Genomic DNA, 15,718 nt, shown 5'->3' with positions numbered 1-15,718 from the left:
AATTGTTTGCTACGGGAGTTTAGGCGTTAGTGCGATCGCATATCCTGTAAATTGCGTTTCCTGCGTCAATCCAACATCTGCTTTTTGCCAACATTTATACCATGTCTGCGATCGCAAATCTTGTAGGTTGGGTTGACGGAGGAAACCCAACACATCAACACATACTTGATCCGTACCACAATAGCCCAATGGCACTCTCGATAAGCACCAGTTGAAGAGGAAAGTCTTATAAATTCCTGACAATAGCCAACCGTATTCACCTTAACGGGCGTGTCATTCCTCCACGATCCGGTTCGCTGCTTCGACTAAATCACTAGCGATTATCTCTGGTTGCGGGTAAACACCGAGATAGTCCTTCTCTTCCTTATTAATGAAAGCAGTTTGCACAGCGCAGGCAGCACCTTGAGCGTCCGGTAGCTGCCTGCATGGGAGAGGGCGAGCATCTCGTAAGGTTTGGGCAAACCACAGTTCCAGAGCATGAGGGGGAGCATCTAGCTCTACCAATCTCTGGCGGGGCTTGTCCAAACTGAAGCAGGTGCCGATGATGTCGAATACTACGGTGCCTTTCGTGTTCATTTAGGGTTGATAAATCTAGAATTCTACGAGAATGCCCCGCTACGTGGTGAACCAATCCAGTGCAGAGTCTGCGATCGCACGAGGAATTGTGTGGGGGCCGTCGAACTCCCGATAAACCACATCGTAGCCAGCACGCTGCACCTGCGGCACTATCTTACGGCTGCAAACATCGATCGGTAAAACAGAGTCTCCCGTGCCGTGCGAGATGAACAGCCGCGGTTCGCCAACCTGTGAAGCGGGTGCCATAAAACCGGGCGAGAACGCTATGACATGGCTGAACAAGTCGCCGTTGGTGATGCCGACACTTAGGGCATAGGAAGCCCCGTCGGAGAAGCCCGCGATCGCAATCTTCGTGGGGTCTACAGCATAGCGGCTGAACGTCTGCGCCAGCGCCTGGTCAATTAAGGCGATATCCGGGCCGTACCCACCGACCAGCACATCCCACGTCTGGCGGCGCGAGGCAGGTGCCAGCAGGATGAGTCCAGTGGCATCGGCAAGGTTTTGGAACGGAGTCAGACCGCCGCGTGCGTCGCCGCCTGCGCCGTGCAGCATCACCACAAGTGGTGCGGGTCGGGAAGCTTGGTAATTTTTAGGCACGTAGAGGAGTCCGTCGCGCTTGGTGGAAAGTCCCAATGGTTGCAGACCGCTTGGTGCCGTTCCCGTCGGCTGCGTTGGTCGCGCCAGCAGGCGTCCGTTTATAGATGCCTGATCCTGATTCTGTGGTTTGTCTGTTCTCATTGATGTAATTCTCTCCATAGATTTGGTGGTACAGGCTGATCCAATCGCGCCAGTGATGCCTACCAAAAACATTCCAAGTAGGTGCCTTCGCCTTAATCGCGAACCGATGTCGGTTTTCTGCTTCAGCATGATGCCCTTGCTTCTCCTGTTGTGAAAAGTGAATTTTTCTCCCGGCACCAATGAGAGCCAATGACATCTTGCACTAGATAAGCAAAATGTTCTCGATTAGCCATAGTTAGCGTTCCTTGTAAGGTAAAAAAGGAAAATGCTTTCGGGGGTATGCCGGACGGCAAGAAACTGTGATCGCAAGCTGATCTGAAAATACGAAAATAAATAACTGTAGGTTGATAAGCTTTCAGGTAATCGGCTATAACCTAGAGGCGATTTTTTTGATATTCATAAGTCGCTTGATGGGGTATCTAAATTTGCTTCTTCAGGGGATTAAGAATTTCAACAAATCTCTCTCCCGTGGCAGTAGTAGTGCGCGCAATGTTTCAGATGGAAGCGTGGTGGCTGTTCGCCTTTCCCCTAAAGCGGCTGAGCAAAACAGCTCGCAGTCCAGATAATGGTTTTAAAATGTTATTAAAAGTTAGATAACGATGGCTATTGTCTCTACCAAACAAGATTAACAGCTAGGGCTTTTTGCAACGCCTTTCTCAGGTAGGAGCGTAAAGTCAAGGCGACTGTATTCGTTTTTACAAACTGGCTTCATAATAGCTTGTGTCATCAGTAGGATGAGGTAACAACAGTAATCGAGATGTTGTCCGTAAATTAAGAATACTTTTTCTTGTGCCGATATTAACATTTGAGCGTTACAAATCCAATCTTTAGATATAGATAGGATGCAATCCTAATGGTAGACAATACCAGCAAATCTACTCGATAGCATGAAATTGAAGCAACGTCATTGAGAACTATTCATTATGAAGACTTCAACCATCAATACTGCTAAAACCCCTACGGTCGCTCCAGCTTACAACGGTGCCGATCGCAATGCCTGGATTTTTGGCTGGAACCCACAGCAAGAGCTATGGAACGGTCGCCTAGCAATGCTTGGTTTTGTTGCCTATCTTCTTTGGGATATGGCTGGTTATAGCGTTCTTCGGGATGTACTCCACTTGGTTCGCTAGAACTTGAATTGTCAGTTACAAGCTGTCTTTTGTTTCTCTAACAGCAGTAAAACACTTTTTTAGTCCACACTAAATTTTTTGAAAATCAAAATATTGCCATGCAAACATCAAAATCTTCAGATTCCTCAATTCGTTACAGCGCTCTATGCTTAGGTTCCCTTTTCTTGTTACTTGGCTTAGCTGGATTTGTGCCTAGTTTTTTCACTGCTTCTCCTGAGTTTACCTCCGAACCAGGCTTTGGCTATATATTCGGTGTATTCCCCACCAACTATTTTCATAATGCAATTGGCATTTTAGTGGGTGTTTGGGGAATTGCTGCATTTACTAGCTTAAGCGGAGCAATTGTGTTCAATCGCATCTTCGCTCTCCTCTATGCAGCAGGTGCTATTTTAGGATTGCTGCCTTTTGCAAATACTCTGTTTGGGCTTACACCACTTTTTGGAAATAATATCTGGCTCAATGCCCTTACTGCTGCGATCGCTTTCTACTTCGGATTTGTGAAGTCAGCAGAAATCGGTATGTCGAGTTCATCGAATGCTCAACCTAGCGTGTAACAAGAATACCTTCTCAAACCAGAGAAAGTGTTCTAATGCTGCTTACGTTGAAAATTCTTTCATCTGCGCTCTTTGGCACTTATTATATGATGCAGAAGTAGTCTAACAAGGACTACTTTTTTTTGCGATCGTTAGCGCGTGGCTCAGATACGTGTTGGAAGCCTTATATGGTTACATGATAGCTGGCATTAAGGAACCAAACATGAAAACACCCAAGCAAGTTCTCCAAGACTGGGTTGCTGCTTATAACGCTCGTGACCCTCACGCCCTTATCGAGCTTTATCATGAAGACGCACAGAACCATCAAGTTGCCTTTGGCGATCCTCTTCGTGGGCGTGAGGCATTGCTTGAGAGTTTTGTTACCTTCTTCCAAGCCTTTCCAGACAATTACACGCACGTTGAGAATCTGTTTGAGGATGGCGACTGGGCAATCATCGAGTGGACTGGTGGCGGCACATTTCTAGGCGAGCTTGGTGGCAACCTACCAACTGGCAAAAGTTTTACGCTGCGTGGCTGTGGCTTCTTTCATGTGGTTAATGGCAAAATCCATTTTTAACGCGGCTACCTAGACAAGCACACTTGGTTCATGCAGCTTGGTTTACCCATATCGTAAGCTTCGAGTTGTGCAACTGTACAATTCGTTAGTTGGTCTAGTTCAATGCAGCTTGCTGAACTCAGTCACTCGTCAGTCATGTACCTTGTTGTGCTAGACCTAGAAACCACGGCTTAATACTGGGTATTGTTAGGTATCCAGACCAGCCAAAAACTCGTCTACATACATGGGTGACAAGTTAAGCCTTTGTGGCAGTTGTCAAGGGGATTGGATTAAAGAGGAATCACTTGACTGACATGACCTGCTACGATTTGCCAACGGTTCTGTCGCTGTACCCAGACGCGAGTAAAGCGAAAGTTTTCTGAGAAAGCTTGACCATTGTAAATTCCAGCAGCGTCCATTTTGAGAGTAACTACGACACAATCGCCATAAAAATGGATTTGGCGATCGCTAATATCCAACGAAGTGAACCTAAATATTCCTGAGCTGTGCATTTCCAGATCGAATTGCTTGTTGACCACCTTCCCTGTATGCATCGTCCAAACCAGGTCGTCGGCAATCAGTTCATCCAGCACAGCAACATCACTGCTTAGCATGGCTTGCCGTAGTTTTTCTTCCAGGTTTTCAATCGTGATATTTTCCATTGAAGATTTCTCCTCTACACATTGAGGAAAATTTAGTTTTTACTCTCAAGAGACATTCAGCTTAGCCTTATAAAATCCCCTTGACAAATGGCATACAGGCTTAACTAATTTGCCACCAATGGTCTACATACAGCAAATTTTACGGGGTGTGTTTGTGTCTGACCATTGCCAGTTGCAACATACGCGATCGCGCTTTACGGTACTGCCCAGACTACTTGGTTTTGCGGTGGTCATACCTCCTGCTGTGCTTGAATTTCATCCAGCAACATCTCATCAGAGTAGGATTTTTCCCATTCGCCCTCAAGTTTGAGCCGCACCGACTTTGCGCCGCCACTAGGCGTACAGACTACCCAGTAGCTATCCTCCTGTCCTTTAACCTGAGCCGCATCCTGCTTTTCTGCGTTGTTGGAAAGCCCAGAATAGGCTTGAATACACGTCCAGGTAATGCCGTCGCTATCTGTAATCTCTCGTTCCATGAGTATTCTCTCTTGTTACTTTACTTGTGTAAGGTTGGGAGCGATCGCTTCTTGATGTTGCTCGATCCAGTCCCATGCCCATTGAAAGCTTACACCTACCCGTTGGGCAGCTTGTTCATCTTCCGGGCGATCGCCTACATATAAAGAATTTTGCGGGGTGTGTTTGTGTCTAACCATTGCTAGTTGCAACATACCCGATTGCGGTTTGCGGTACTGTCCAGACCACTTGGTTTGGCTGTGGTTATGAACATTGTGATGAGTGACGCGGAAACATTTTCTGCCCTCAAAGTCGGGACAGAAGTAGATTTCTCTCAATGGGAATAACTCAAGCGTGTATTGCTGTTCCTTGATGCACTGTTGCATAGACTTATGACCAGCGGCAACTCCACCTTGGTTGGTGATGCCAACAATAATCCAATCGTCTTTGTAGGTGCGAAGAGCAATATCAGCACCTGCAATAATGCGTTGATCTTTGGGATGTTGGAAGTGTTGATGTCCGCTGAGTGGTTCGCGGAGCGTGCCGTCTAGGTCTATTAGTAATAAGCTCATCGTTCCTTGATGAAATTCCCTGTCTTATTAACATCCTATACGGCGCTCCATTGCTTCTCCTCTAGCTAATGGTATGCACTGCTGAGGCGCTCGACCTATCAGCCTATCTTCCTCATGATTAGACTATTAATTTAATGTGTAATTAAAAATACAAATAATGGAGAAACTATTTTCTTGTAATCATCTAAACGGTGACATCAGCACATTTTATCACCTACAAATTATCTGAAAAAATTTTTAAAATCATCCCAAAGATGAAGGTAGGCATCGATTAAGTGCTATAGGGTTAACTTGAGCTAGTGGAAGATGTGCGGCGCAAGCTGGAATTAGTGCTGGTTGATTCCGCTGACGAAGTATTGACAGCAACCCCGTCACCCGTAAACCAAACGGAAGTGATGTTGGTTGGCTAAATCCTTTGAGCAAGGGGACTGTTTAGTGAATTGTGACTTGAGCGAAAAGCAAATCGATTTAGAAGACTACAGGACGACTTATTTAGAGGGGGGAGAGGCATCAAACTCAGATCCCATCCTGTTTTTGCATGGCTGGACAATTTCCACTGCACCCTATCGCGAAAGCTTAAAATTTCTGTGCCAACGGTATCGCGCGATCGCGCCCGATCTACCGGGTTTTGGAAAATGCACTTATCCGAAATGCGCTCGTGATTCCGCTAGCTATGTCAATTGCATCGTTTCTTTTCTAGAAGCATTGAACATTCAAAAAGTCCATGCAATCGGACACTCAGGGGGAGGATCTATAGCGATCGCCCTAGCCGCCACAAGACCATCTTTGGTTAGTAGCCTCATCATCTCAGACAGTACGGGAATTCCGCTCGGCACATTACCAAAGGTGGCACTTGGGAGATCGATTGACATGGTGATGCAAACTCCAAAGGTAAGAGTTATCCCGATGCTGCGATTTTACCGAGCTATGCTTCACAACTGGGTATTTAATACTCAGAATATGATTCAATGCACGCGGCTTGCACTCAACGAGGATTTACGACCGCTCTTACCACAGATTAAATCTCCGGCTTTGGTTTTGTGGGGAGGAAGCGATCGCTTTATTCCCGTGCAATTAGCTTATGAGTTTTCACAAGGCATCCCAGGTGCTAGGCTGATCGCTGCTCAAGGGGAACATCATGAATGGGCGATGTTTCGTCCAGAAAGATTTGTACCAACTATCTTTGATTTTTTAACTGAAGTTGAGAAGATGGAAACTCCTGGGATTGCTTGAAAAATAGTTCTTTCAATCGAGATTATTAAATAAATGATGAAATCTGAGTTGTAGTGATAGTAACAACCAGGCTTAACCCAAAACTATTCCTTCGGTCAAGGTAAGACAGGCTCTAAGGATGAAGCTGTAATTTTGAATACTTTTTAGCTTTAAGACTAAGAGATTCTTCCGGAGAAGGAGCCTCCCAAATGCAATCTTACGACGTTGTAACTATTGGGGCAGGTCATAACGTAAAGGAGTAATGAAAATGGTATCCACTCTTGATGACACCAAGCGCCTTGCAATTGCCACAAAACTGGCGGATATGAAAGCGCTACAAAATTTGCTGATTAACAACGAAGAGAAATTAATTCAGGATTGTACTGATGATGATATTCGCAAGCGCCTACAGGATATGCTCGAAAGCGATCGCAAAAACCTGGGTGTTATCGATACTGCGATCGTTCAGTACGGTGTCCAGAGTGAGCTTAAGGAAACAACCCAGAAGCTCATAGAGGAAGTTCAGAAATTAATCGAAGGCTCTGAGCTAACTTTGTTTGAAAAAGTATTTGAGCAAGAATTGCTCAAGCATAAGCAAACCATGACTGGGCTGCTAATCCACAAAGCTGCTCAAGTTGTTGGTGCTGATATTGAAGCTGCGATCGCTCCTTTAAATGCAGTTAACTTTGAAAACCGCGCTCATCAAGAGCAACTGAAAGGGGTTCTAGAGATTCTGGGTGTTCGCGAACTCACAGGACAAGACGCAAAGCAGGGACTGTGGGCGCGGGTTGAAGATGCGGTTGCAGCCTTAACAGGCGTTGCTGGTAGTGTGGTGACGCGCACCGACGATGAGATGAGTATCCGCGACCTCCTCCGCATGGATCATACTAAAGCCGATACCTTATTCGCGGAAATTTTAGGTGCTGACGATCCTCAAAAAATTCAAGAGTATTTTGGACAACTGTACAAAGATATAAAGGTTCATGGTACAGCCGAAGAACAAGTTCTCTACCCGGCAATTCGTCCGTATTACGAACATACGCAGGAAATATACGAGCAAACCGATGAAGTGATGGAGATGTTAGATGAAATTAAGCCTCTAGATCCTGCTTCATCTGAGTTTAAAGCCAAAATTGAGCAGTTAAGAACTGCGACGCGAAATCACATAAATCAAGAAGAAAAAGATGTATTCGCCCTAATCAAAGAAAACTTCAGCCACGAGCAGCAAAAGCAAATGGCTACCGAGTTCAAAACGGCTAAAAGCCAGCTACAAGACCAGATGGCTGCTGCCAATGCTTAATAGCAAGCTAATCAAAAATGAAGTGGATAGCTAAGGAAAACTTAGCTATATCTTGACCCTTCTAACCATCAACTAAGACCTTTTTATCAAAAAGCATTTTCGGGATTTGTGCAACTATGAATAATCCGACGACGTGGAAGTATATATTTCAAATCAAAGCGGTGATCAATTGGATTGAATCTCTGGCTTTACTATTTGCTGACCGATGGATTCGCGAGTTGATTGGTGAGAAACCCCTCACCAATCCTGAGTATTTACAACTGTTTGTCGTGTTGGTATTTGTGATCGGAATTGGATATTGGTGGGTCAGTCAGGACATTTCCCGTAATCGTGAAATTGTAAAACTTGGAGCTTACGCGCAATATTCTGTCTTCGGTGTGCTGGCTTATCAAACTTTGATAGGCAATGTTCACCCACTTTATCTAATTCCAGGTGTCATTGACCTTACTTTTGCGATTCTCTTCAGTATATTTCTATACTCTTACGCTCAGAATAAACCAGCGTTGGAGTGAATATTCAGAAGGGCTAACAAGAAACTTTCTATTCAGGCTTAGAGGTGATTGAACCTTAGAGAATGTCCCAGAAGTGCCACAATTTTTGATCCCCCCCAGCTCCCCTTTTCAATGGGGGATCTCCACCCTAGAAGCGTCTCGATTATGACTTTTCAGACATCCTCTTAGAAACAAACCTTTAGCATAAGTTCGGTAAATATAAGCCGATTGAGTTATGAAATTTGATTATGACCTTCTTGTAATTGGTGCGGGGCCCGGAGGACTGGCTGCTTCCGAACGGGCGGCTGGCTATGGCGCTCGTGTTGCGATCGCAGAACAGGATTCAGTCGGGGGTACTTGTGTCATCCGAGGCTGTATTCCTGAAAAGCTAATGTCCTTTGCTGCTGAGTTTTCTGATAATTCTCAAGTTGCAGCAGGCTATGGCTGGAATCAAGCCGAATGTGCCTTTGATTGGCAGCAATTCATTGCCGCTAAGGAGCGGGAAATCCATCGTCTGAGCCAGGTACACAATCAAAAACTTGAGAAAGCAGGAGTCGCGCTGATTAAGGGTAAAGCCACCTTTGTAGATGCTCATACCTTAGATGTTGCAGGACGCAAAATTACTGCTGACAAAATTTTGATTGCGGTGGGAGCAAAAGACGTAAAACCAGAGATACCGGGAAGTGAAAATATCATCACTTCCAGCCAACTCTTTAATCTCAAGCAGCAACCCAAGCATATTGCAGTCATCGGCGGTAACTATATTCCCGTGAAATTAGCGGGGATTCTGAATAATCTCGGATGCCAAGTTACTCAGATATTTCTTGAAGACCATATCTTATCTGCTTTTGATAAAGATATTGCCTTAGCGGTGGAAGAGGGGATGACCAAGCGAGGGATTCAGATTCTCGAAAACACTGCGGTAAAAGAAGTTAAACGTGTGGGCGATGAGCTGGATTTGATCCTGTCAGGAAAAAACGCAAACATATTAAGCGTGGATACTGTCCTGTTTGCTCGATGTCGTACCCCTAATAACAGTGGCTTGGGTCTGGAGAAAGCTGGTATTCAGCTCCAAAGCGGTTCAATTGTGGTGGATGAGTACAACCAAACGACCCAAGCGAATATTTTTGCAGTTGGGGACTGTATCAATCGAATTAATTTTACTCCGGTTGCGATCGCTCAAGGTCGAGCATTTGCTGATAGTCAATTTGGAAACAACCCCCACACAGTTTGCTATGAATACGTTCCATCAACCGTTAGCTCCCACCCACAGGCGGCTACGGTTGGTTTGAGTGAAGCCGAAGCCCATGAAAAACTGGGTGATGTACGATGCTATTGCTCCAGGTTTCACCCTCTTTTACACAGTCTGACGAACCGGGATGAGAAAACCCTCGTCAAGTTAGTGGTAGATAGTCACTCAGATCGGGTGCTAGGCGCTCACATGGTCGGTGAAGGGGCGATAGAGATTATTCAATGTCTGGCTTTAGCCCTCCGCGTAGGCGCAACCAAGAAACATTTCGATGAAGCCATCGGCATTCATCCTTCAATTGCCGAAGAGTTTCTCACTCTGCGTTAATCCTACCGATAATCCTGCGATCACACCTTGGAGACTCCCCCTGTGGACAAGTAATGCTTGTGAGCGATCGCTATTATATCCACCAACCCGAAACGGCGATCGCTTCCCTTCAATAGAGTGTTAGACAAAGTGCGATCGCTCTTTTCGTTGCAGAGGAGGAGAGATGCGATCGCTTCTGCCAGCCCATGTGAGATGTCTTCCTACAATATTCGATGTGCTGTAGCAGCGATCGTTCTTTTCGTTACTGAAGAGAGGAGATGCGATCGCTTTCTGCTGGCATTACTGCTGTGTATCAATCAGATTCTATCCAATGTTCCGGCGCTTTAAGATGGTCCGGTAGGGAAGTCTTATTATCTCCGTTCGCCCTTTCAATCTGATCAGATTCAAGGTTTATGGCTCTTTTGAGACGTGCCCCTTGCAGGTTGGTATCACTCAAGTTTGCCCCTTGTAGGTTAGCTTGGATGAAATTTGCTCTTTGCAGGTTGGCTTCACTCAGGTCTGTCCCTTGTAGGTTAGCGTCTTTCAGTTTTGCATCCTCCAGCTTAGCCTCAATAAGGATTGCGCCTTCCAAGTCAGCTTTAATGAGTTGTGCTTCCTTTAGGTCAGCAAAAGAGAGTTCGGTTCTTTTGAGGATAGCTTCTTCCAGCCATGCCTTCTTTAAGTTGGCTCCCGTAAGGTATGCTCCCTCCAAATTGGCTTGAGTAAGGATCGCACTGTCGAGGATTGCTGTATTTAAGTCTGCCTTCTTTAAGTTGGCTCCCATGAGGTATGCTTCCTCCAGGTCAGCTTTAACAAGGATCGCACCTTCCAGAATTGCTGCATTAAGGTTTGCTTTCTTGAGATTGGCTCCACTGAGATCTGCCCCTCGAATATCGGTATTATGTAAATCAAGTCTCTGATTTTCTTCCTCGTTCTTGCAATTACGCCTTCCGATAACGGTAAGAGCAGCTTGAATATCAATGCGAAGTTTTTTGGGGGGCTTGTCATCTTTTATCTTTTGAATATGAGGAGGAAGCTCTAGGAGTGGTTTTTCTTCTTCTAAAGGAACCTTTAAAGGAGGCGGCTCTCGCACAAAAGCCGTTAGAACTTCCATGATTGTCCAGTGGTCTTTATCCGAATCCTTAGCAATTCGCTCTAGGGCATAAATCCCCCCCAGACGGACTGCAATTTCTTGACTGGCAAGCTGTTCAACTGCCTTAGTAAAGCGTTCTGTAATTTGTTTATCTTGTGCAGCCTTGGCATTCTCTAAAGCAGCCTCGGCACTTTTATTGGCAGCCTTTGCATTCTCTAAAGCAGCCTCGGCACTTTTATTGGCAGCGATCGCACTTTTATTAAAAGCTTCCTCCCGCTTTCCCGTGTAATAAAGATTAAAGACAACTCCTATCGCACCCAAACTTGCCGCAATAGTTGTGAGGAACTGTAGCCGAGCAGCCCTGAGTCGTTCTTTGTAATCAAGATATTCCTTTACTGCTTCTACTGTTAGTAGATTAGAGAAGTTATCTGGCAGCTCATCAGGCCAACCTACGCCTAACCAAAATCCACTAATAACTATAGCTCCAATAATAAGGAGAATAAATATTGCTACTTCAATCTTCAATCCGTTACTTTGTTCGCCTGTTTTGTTTTCATTCCAACCCATAACCTTGTGTTGTACTTTAGCTATATCAGCCGTAAACCCTAAACAAAGCAGCAAGAGAGCCACTTTTATCGCCTACCCTCTTTCCACTCTTCCCCACCTAGTAGCTGAACTAAATTCTCATCAATGATTGCTGGTAAAGTCTTTGCTGAATGTTCATACGTTAGATCGAGCAATCTCTGAGCCGTCATCATTATCTCTGTTCTATCCACCAACTCTGAGAGTTGAAAGGAATTATAAGCACCATCCAGAACTTCCACACTTGCCGGACGAATTGCCGCCTCAATTGCCTCTTCTAGAAAAGCCTCCCATTCATCTTGCTTGATGTAGTAAGAGGTTTTATTTTCTTTGAGATTTAATTTTTGAATTTGTCGGAGAGAATCTGAAATTGAAGCTACCCAGGAATTGGTTAAACGCTGCTCAATTTGGTTTTTAATCAAGTGAACTAGCATCCTGACAAGAAACGATTCGATATTACGGAGGATTGCTTGTTTACTCATCCCCTCCAGCTCATCCACAATCGCCAAAGCATCTGCATAGCGTCCTTCTAAGATGCTAGTTCTTAGGTCGATTAGTTCCTGAGTCATAATTGCTACCTTCACAGATAGGCGCTGATAGGCTGAATATAGCATTCAGTCACTTCACATCTCGCACTACCCCCTACGCGATCGCTCTCATTTTTCGGTCTACTAAATTTGGTATCAACTCAAGCGCTGGCGAAGCCACAATGCAAACAGAGGTAGAGCCAGTCGATAGCCTTGTTCGGAGCCATAAATCAAGCCTTTGTGCTGCAATCCCGCGATCGCACCTTGCCGACTACCCCCTCTCGAAAGGTAATGCTTGTTAATGTAATCTCGACTTTGCGGCTTGTCAGTAGGGTCTAACGCCAGAGACTCCAACAGATGCGCCTGATTAGCTGGAAGCAGCATCAGTAATGACTCGAAGACCATCGATAGGTCGCTTAGCAGTTCTTGGATTGCCTGCTGGACGTGCCAATCGCGAATTAGCCCGTCAGACACTCGTACCGACTTGAGGCGGCGCACCAGTGCCGAAGCATCGCCTAAGTGTCCCTGCACCGCATTGACAAAGAGTTCGAGCGCTTGCGATCGCGGATCGAATGTCAACCCTTCGCCATGCAAAACTTCCTGAACCCAAGCAGCAACAACATCATTAGCTAAGGGAGCCAGCTTCACGATTTCCAAATGATTCCCCGGTTCATCCGCATGAAGACTGATTTCTGCAATCGTTGCCACCAGTACATAACTCACCTGAGTCTGGCGCTCGATTTCTTTCCGCAAAAATGTTTCCCACACCCCATTGCGATCCCAAGAGCGGATATGGGGAAAGCTTTCCAAAATCAGCACCACCCGTCCGCCCGAAGATTCGGCTAACCCTTGCAGGAGATCGAGTAATACCTCAAATGCGCTCCATTGCTGCTGCTGATCTTCTACCCGAACGGGTTTCAGCCGCTCTCTGCCATTCCCTTCGTCTTGCAGGACAAATAATTCATCTGCTTTGCGTTCAATCCACTCTCGCATGAAAGCTTGAGCCGTTGCACTTTGAAATGTCTGGTCTATACTCTCGCACAGCAGTTGCACGAAGCGCTGACCATCAGTAACCCGGATGCAGTCAACCTCCACGATTTTAACTCCAACTTCCTGAGCTGCCCGCCGTACCAGAGTCCGCCGTCCGCTTCCCGGCACTCCAGCAATTAGTAGGTCGCCATCACGGGCTAAAACTTGGGTAATTCGCTGGAATTGCGCTTGCCGCCCGATCAATTGAAACGGTGCTGATAAATCCACAAGATTCACGGCTTTAGCGTCCCGATCCCAAGTGTAGAAACCTTCCGGCGGCACGCCTTGACTCGTTGGCAAGCCGCCCACTGTATCGGTGGGCGAGTCAGGGCTGAGGTTAAGCATTGATTTGCCAATCGATTCTCTCATCCGGCTATTGCTGCGTGTTTTATCCTACCCGATCTCAAGCTCAAACCAACAAGTTAGTGTGGCATGAGTCTATAGTTTACCCTGGCACTTTTCAATAGTGTTAATGTTCTTTAGCACTATTGAAAAGTGCTATATATGTTTTAGCACCATTTGACAGGCATTTACTCATAGGCAATTCCCGTGTTAGAAGCATTCGTCTTCGCAACAATATTCTGCGGATTTTTCGGCATCATCCTTAAAAAGAACCTGGTTATGAAGATCATCTCTATGGATGTCATGAGTACGGGGGTTATCGCCTATTACGTACTGGTTGCATCGCGAGATGGCTTATTCACGCCTATTATTTCAGACAGCACAAATGTCCCTTACTCTGATCCGGTTCCCCAGGCAGTGATATTGACGGGGATTGTGATCGGCTTTTCAATTCAGTGCGTAATGCTGGTCGGTGTCATGAAGCTGGCACGGGATAATCCCACCCTGGAAACCAACGAGATCGAGAAGAGCAATACGCCATGAATACCATTACGATCGCATGGATTGCACTACCGTTTTTTTTGGGGTTCACCATTTATCTGTTCCCCAAACTTGACAAAACTCTCGCACTGTTTACAGCTTTTGCTTCGGCTGCATATGCGTTGCAGCTATTTGTCACTCAGTCGCCACTGACACTACAGTTACTAGATCATTTCGGCGTCACATTAATCGTCGATCAGTTAAGCGGCTACTTTATATTGACCAATGCGCTAGTAACAGCCGCAGTCATTCTCTACTGTTGGCACAGCGATAAAACAGCTTTTTTCTATGCACAAGCCATCATCTTGCATGGCAGCATCAATGCCGCGTTCGCCTGTGCGGACTTTATCAGTTTATACGTGGCGTTAGAGGTCAGTGGGATTGCCGCGTTTCTCTTGATTGCCTATCCCCGCACCGATCGCTCGATTTGGGTTGCCTTGCGCTATCTGTTTATCAGCAACACGGCAATGCTGTTTTATCTGGTGGGTGCGGTGCTAGCCTATCAGACCAATCATTCGTTTAGTTTTGCCAGTTTGCGCGGAGCACCACCGGAGGCGCTTGCCCTGATCTTTCTGGGACTATTGGTTAAGGGGGGAATTTTTGTATCGGGATTGTGGTTGCCATTGACCCACTCCGAATCGGAGACACCAGTGTCTGCGATGCTGTCGGGAGTTGTGGTCAAAGCTGGAGTCTATCCCCTAGTGCGTTGTGCGCTGATGGTGGATGAACTCGATCCACTCATCCGGATTTTCGGAGTGGGGACAGCGCTGCTAGGCGTATTCTATGCCGTCTTTGAAAAAGATACCAAGCGGATGCTGGCGTTTCACACGATTTCGCAGTTGGGCTTTATCCTCGCGGCCCCAGTGGTAGGTGGCTTTTATGCGCTGACACACGGCTTGGTCAAATCGGCACTTTTCCTGATTGCAGGTGCTTTACCGAGCCGCAATTTCAAGGAGTTGCAACATAAGCCGCTCAATACAACGCTTTGGATTGCTTTGGTCATCGCCAGCTTCTCGATCTCAGGTTTTCCATTGTTGTCTGGCTTTGGGGCGAAGGTGTTGACGACGAAGAATCTTCTACCGGAGCAAGCGATCGCTATGAACGTTGCGGCTTTGGGAACAGCCATCTCATTTGCCAAATTCATATTCTTGCCCCATAAAGCAGACGGCGAGGAGGTCGTAAAGCCCGGTTTCTGGCCAGCGGCGATCCTGCTGCTTGGTGGTCTGTTTGTGGCAAACATTGCCTATTACGAGGCTTATACCATTGCGAATATCGTGAAACCACTGGCAACCATCGGTCTTGGCTGGTTGGCGTATCTTTTGATTTTTAAACGAGTCGTACTCAAGCTGCCCCGTGTTGTGGAGCAATTTGAGCATTTAATCGGTGGAATGAGCCTAATGTTGCTCCTGCTCTTCTGGATGGTGATGGCATGATAGGACATCTGAATCTGATATTGCGACTAGCCATCTGGTTTTTGCTCACTGCTAATCTGAGCGTGGCAAATATCATCATCGGCATAAGTGTCGCACTCCTATTACCGGGACGCCCCAAAACCCCGGAAGCATTACAGGATTGGCTGCGGGCGTTATGGGAAACCCTCGTGGCGATTCCGCAGGCATATAAGGAAGCCTTTGAAATGATCCTCCGTCCCCACAATTACGAAGAGGTGACGATGGAACGAGTCAAACCTGGACGGACACCTGGACTCATCTTCCTGGATATCTTTCTGATCACCTTTACGCCCACAACCATTGTCTTGAAATACCACGAAAATGGCTGGTACGAAGTCCACTGGGTACGACGGAGGAGAAAGGCATGAACTTGGCA

Annotated in this window: 21 protein-coding genes; 11 read left to right on the top strand and 10 right to left on the bottom strand. The window is 46.3% G+C overall.

Annotated elements, in window-relative coordinates:
• Positions 1-9: 9 nt before the first annotated feature.
• The 4 genes from H6F66_RS17395 to H6F66_RS27790 form a co-directional block, all read right to left on the bottom strand.
• A complete protein-coding gene (locus H6F66_RS17395; RefSeq protein ID WP_190423587.1) occupies positions 10-195 on the bottom strand; it encodes a hypothetical protein in 186 nt (61 codons plus the stop codon).
• A 78-nt stretch (positions 196-273) separates the two neighbouring features.
• On the bottom strand, positions 274-576 hold the full coding sequence (locus H6F66_RS17390) for a hypothetical protein (RefSeq protein ID WP_190423585.1): 303 nt from the start codon (positions 574-576) through the stop codon (positions 274-276).
• A 39-nt stretch (positions 577-615) separates the two neighbouring features.
• Complete coding sequence (locus H6F66_RS17385; RefSeq protein WP_199295353.1) at positions 616-1,209, bottom strand: alpha/beta hydrolase-fold protein; 594 nt, start codon at positions 1,207-1,209, stop codon at positions 616-618.
• Positions 1,166-1,510, bottom strand: a complete 345-nt coding sequence (locus tag H6F66_RS27790) for a hypothetical protein (protein WP_199295352.1) — start codon at positions 1,508-1,510, stop codon at positions 1,166-1,168. Before H6F66_RS27790 ends, H6F66_RS17385 begins: the two co-directional genes overlap by 44 nt.
• A gap of 727 nt (positions 1,511-2,237) precedes the next feature.
• Between H6F66_RS27790 and H6F66_RS17380 the strand changes: the two genes are divergently transcribed.
• The 3 genes from H6F66_RS17380 to H6F66_RS17370 all read left to right on the top strand — a co-directional run bounded on the left by H6F66_RS17380 (position 2,238) and on the right by H6F66_RS17370 (position 3,554).
• The gene (locus H6F66_RS17380) at positions 2,238-2,444 is read left to right on the top strand and encodes a chlorophyll a/b-binding protein (protein ID WP_190423583.1); all 207 of its coding nucleotides are present in this window, start codon (positions 2,238-2,240) and stop codon (positions 2,442-2,444) included.
• A 98-nt stretch (positions 2,445-2,542) separates the two neighbouring features.
• Positions 2,543-2,998, top strand: coding sequence for a DUF4383 domain-containing protein (locus H6F66_RS17375; protein WP_190423581.1), 456 nt, complete (start codon positions 2,543-2,545; stop codon positions 2,996-2,998).
• A gap of 202 nt (positions 2,999-3,200) precedes the next feature.
• Positions 3,201-3,554: an ester cyclase gene (locus tag H6F66_RS17370; RefSeq protein ID WP_190423579.1), complete on the top strand. Its 354-nt coding sequence runs from the start codon at positions 3,201-3,203 to the stop codon at positions 3,552-3,554.
• Between the two features lie 269 nt (positions 3,555-3,823).
• Here the strand turns inward: H6F66_RS17370 and H6F66_RS17365 are convergent, their stop codons facing one another.
• The 3 genes from H6F66_RS17365 to H6F66_RS17355 all read right to left on the bottom strand — a co-directional run bounded on the left by H6F66_RS17365 (position 3,824) and on the right by H6F66_RS17355 (position 5,220).
• The gene (locus H6F66_RS17365; protein WP_190423577.1) at positions 3,824-4,195 is read right to left on the bottom strand and encodes a nuclear transport factor 2 family protein; all 372 of its coding nucleotides are present in this window, start codon (positions 4,193-4,195) and stop codon (positions 3,824-3,826) included.
• A gap of 230 nt (positions 4,196-4,425) precedes the next feature.
• Entirely contained in the window at positions 4,426-4,671 is a 246-nt protein-coding gene (locus tag H6F66_RS17360; protein WP_190423575.1) for a hypothetical protein, read from the bottom strand.
• Between the two features lie 15 nt (positions 4,672-4,686).
• The gene (locus H6F66_RS17355; protein WP_190423573.1) at positions 4,687-5,220 is read right to left on the bottom strand and encodes an HAD-IIIA family hydrolase; all 534 of its coding nucleotides are present in this window, start codon (positions 5,218-5,220) and stop codon (positions 4,687-4,689) included.
• Between the two features lie 435 nt (positions 5,221-5,655).
• On the opposite strand from H6F66_RS17355, the gene H6F66_RS17350 reads away from it, so the two are divergent.
• From H6F66_RS17350 to H6F66_RS17330, 5 genes are all read left to right on the top strand, one after another.
• On the top strand, positions 5,656-6,453 hold the full coding sequence (locus H6F66_RS17350; RefSeq protein ID WP_190448008.1) for an alpha/beta hydrolase: 798 nt from the start codon (positions 5,656-5,658) through the stop codon (positions 6,451-6,453).
• 247 nt (positions 6,454-6,700) lie between these two features.
• Entirely contained in the window at positions 6,701-7,732 is a 1,032-nt protein-coding gene (locus H6F66_RS17345) for a hemerythrin domain-containing protein (protein ID WP_190423570.1), read from the top strand.
• Positions 7,733-7,848: 116 nt separating this feature from the next.
• The gene (locus H6F66_RS17340; RefSeq protein ID WP_190423568.1) at positions 7,849-8,244 is read left to right on the top strand and encodes a hypothetical protein; all 396 of its coding nucleotides are present in this window, start codon (positions 7,849-7,851) and stop codon (positions 8,242-8,244) included.
• Between the two features lie 214 nt (positions 8,245-8,458).
• Positions 8,459-9,799 carry a glutathione-disulfide reductase gene (gorA, locus tag H6F66_RS17335; RefSeq protein ID WP_190423566.1) on the top strand — a complete coding sequence of 447 codons (1,341 nt, stop codon included), beginning with the start codon at positions 8,459-8,461 and terminating at the stop codon, positions 9,797-9,799.
• Between the two features lie 129 nt (positions 9,800-9,928).
• Positions 9,929-10,126 carry a hypothetical protein gene (locus H6F66_RS17330; protein WP_190423564.1) on the top strand — a complete coding sequence of 66 codons (198 nt, stop codon included), beginning with the start codon at positions 9,929-9,931 and terminating at the stop codon, positions 10,124-10,126.
• Here H6F66_RS17330 and H6F66_RS17325 read toward each other — a convergent pair.
• From H6F66_RS17325 to H6F66_RS17315, 3 genes are all read right to left on the bottom strand, one after another.
• Entirely contained in the window at positions 10,092-11,438 is a 1,347-nt protein-coding gene (locus tag H6F66_RS17325; RefSeq protein ID WP_190423562.1) for a pentapeptide repeat-containing protein, read from the bottom strand. The genes H6F66_RS17330 and H6F66_RS17325 overlap by 35 nt on opposite strands.
• Positions 11,439-11,503: 65 nt before the next feature.
• On the bottom strand, positions 11,504-12,022 hold the full coding sequence (locus tag H6F66_RS17320; RefSeq protein ID WP_190423560.1) for a DUF29 family protein: 519 nt from the start codon (positions 12,020-12,022) through the stop codon (positions 11,504-11,506).
• Positions 12,023-12,136: 114 nt separating this feature from the next.
• On the bottom strand, positions 12,137-13,246 hold the full coding sequence (locus H6F66_RS17315; RefSeq protein ID WP_347269398.1) for an AAA family ATPase: 1,110 nt from the start codon (positions 13,244-13,246) through the stop codon (positions 12,137-12,139).
• 312 nt (positions 13,247-13,558) lie between these two features.
• On the opposite strand from H6F66_RS17315, the gene H6F66_RS17310 reads away from it, so the two are divergent.
• The 3 genes from H6F66_RS17310 to H6F66_RS17300 are packed head-to-tail and all read left to right on the top strand — an operon-like array spanning position 13,559 to position 15,710.
• The gene (locus H6F66_RS17310; RefSeq protein WP_190423556.1) at positions 13,559-13,894 is read left to right on the top strand and encodes an NADH-quinone oxidoreductase subunit K; all 336 of its coding nucleotides are present in this window, start codon (positions 13,559-13,561) and stop codon (positions 13,892-13,894) included.
• On the top strand, positions 13,891-15,324 hold the full coding sequence (locus tag H6F66_RS17305) for a cation:proton antiporter (protein WP_190423554.1): 1,434 nt from the start codon (positions 13,891-13,893) through the stop codon (positions 15,322-15,324). The genes H6F66_RS17310 and H6F66_RS17305 overlap by 4 nt, the downstream gene beginning before the upstream one ends.
• Positions 15,321-15,710, top strand: a complete 390-nt coding sequence (locus H6F66_RS17300) for a Na+/H+ antiporter subunit E (protein ID WP_190423552.1) — start codon at positions 15,321-15,323, stop codon at positions 15,708-15,710. Before H6F66_RS17305 ends, H6F66_RS17300 begins: the two co-directional genes overlap by 4 nt.
• Positions 15,711-15,718 lie beyond the last annotated feature (8 nt).

Origin of the sequence: Trichocoleus sp. FACHB-6 (assembly GCF_014695815.1) — a bacterium.
In the GTDB taxonomy this organism is placed as follows: domain Bacteria; phylum Cyanobacteriota; class Cyanobacteriia; order Cyanobacteriales; family FACHB-T130; genus Funiculus; species Funiculus sociatus.
This window is presented reverse-complemented; position numbering and strand designations above follow the sequence as displayed.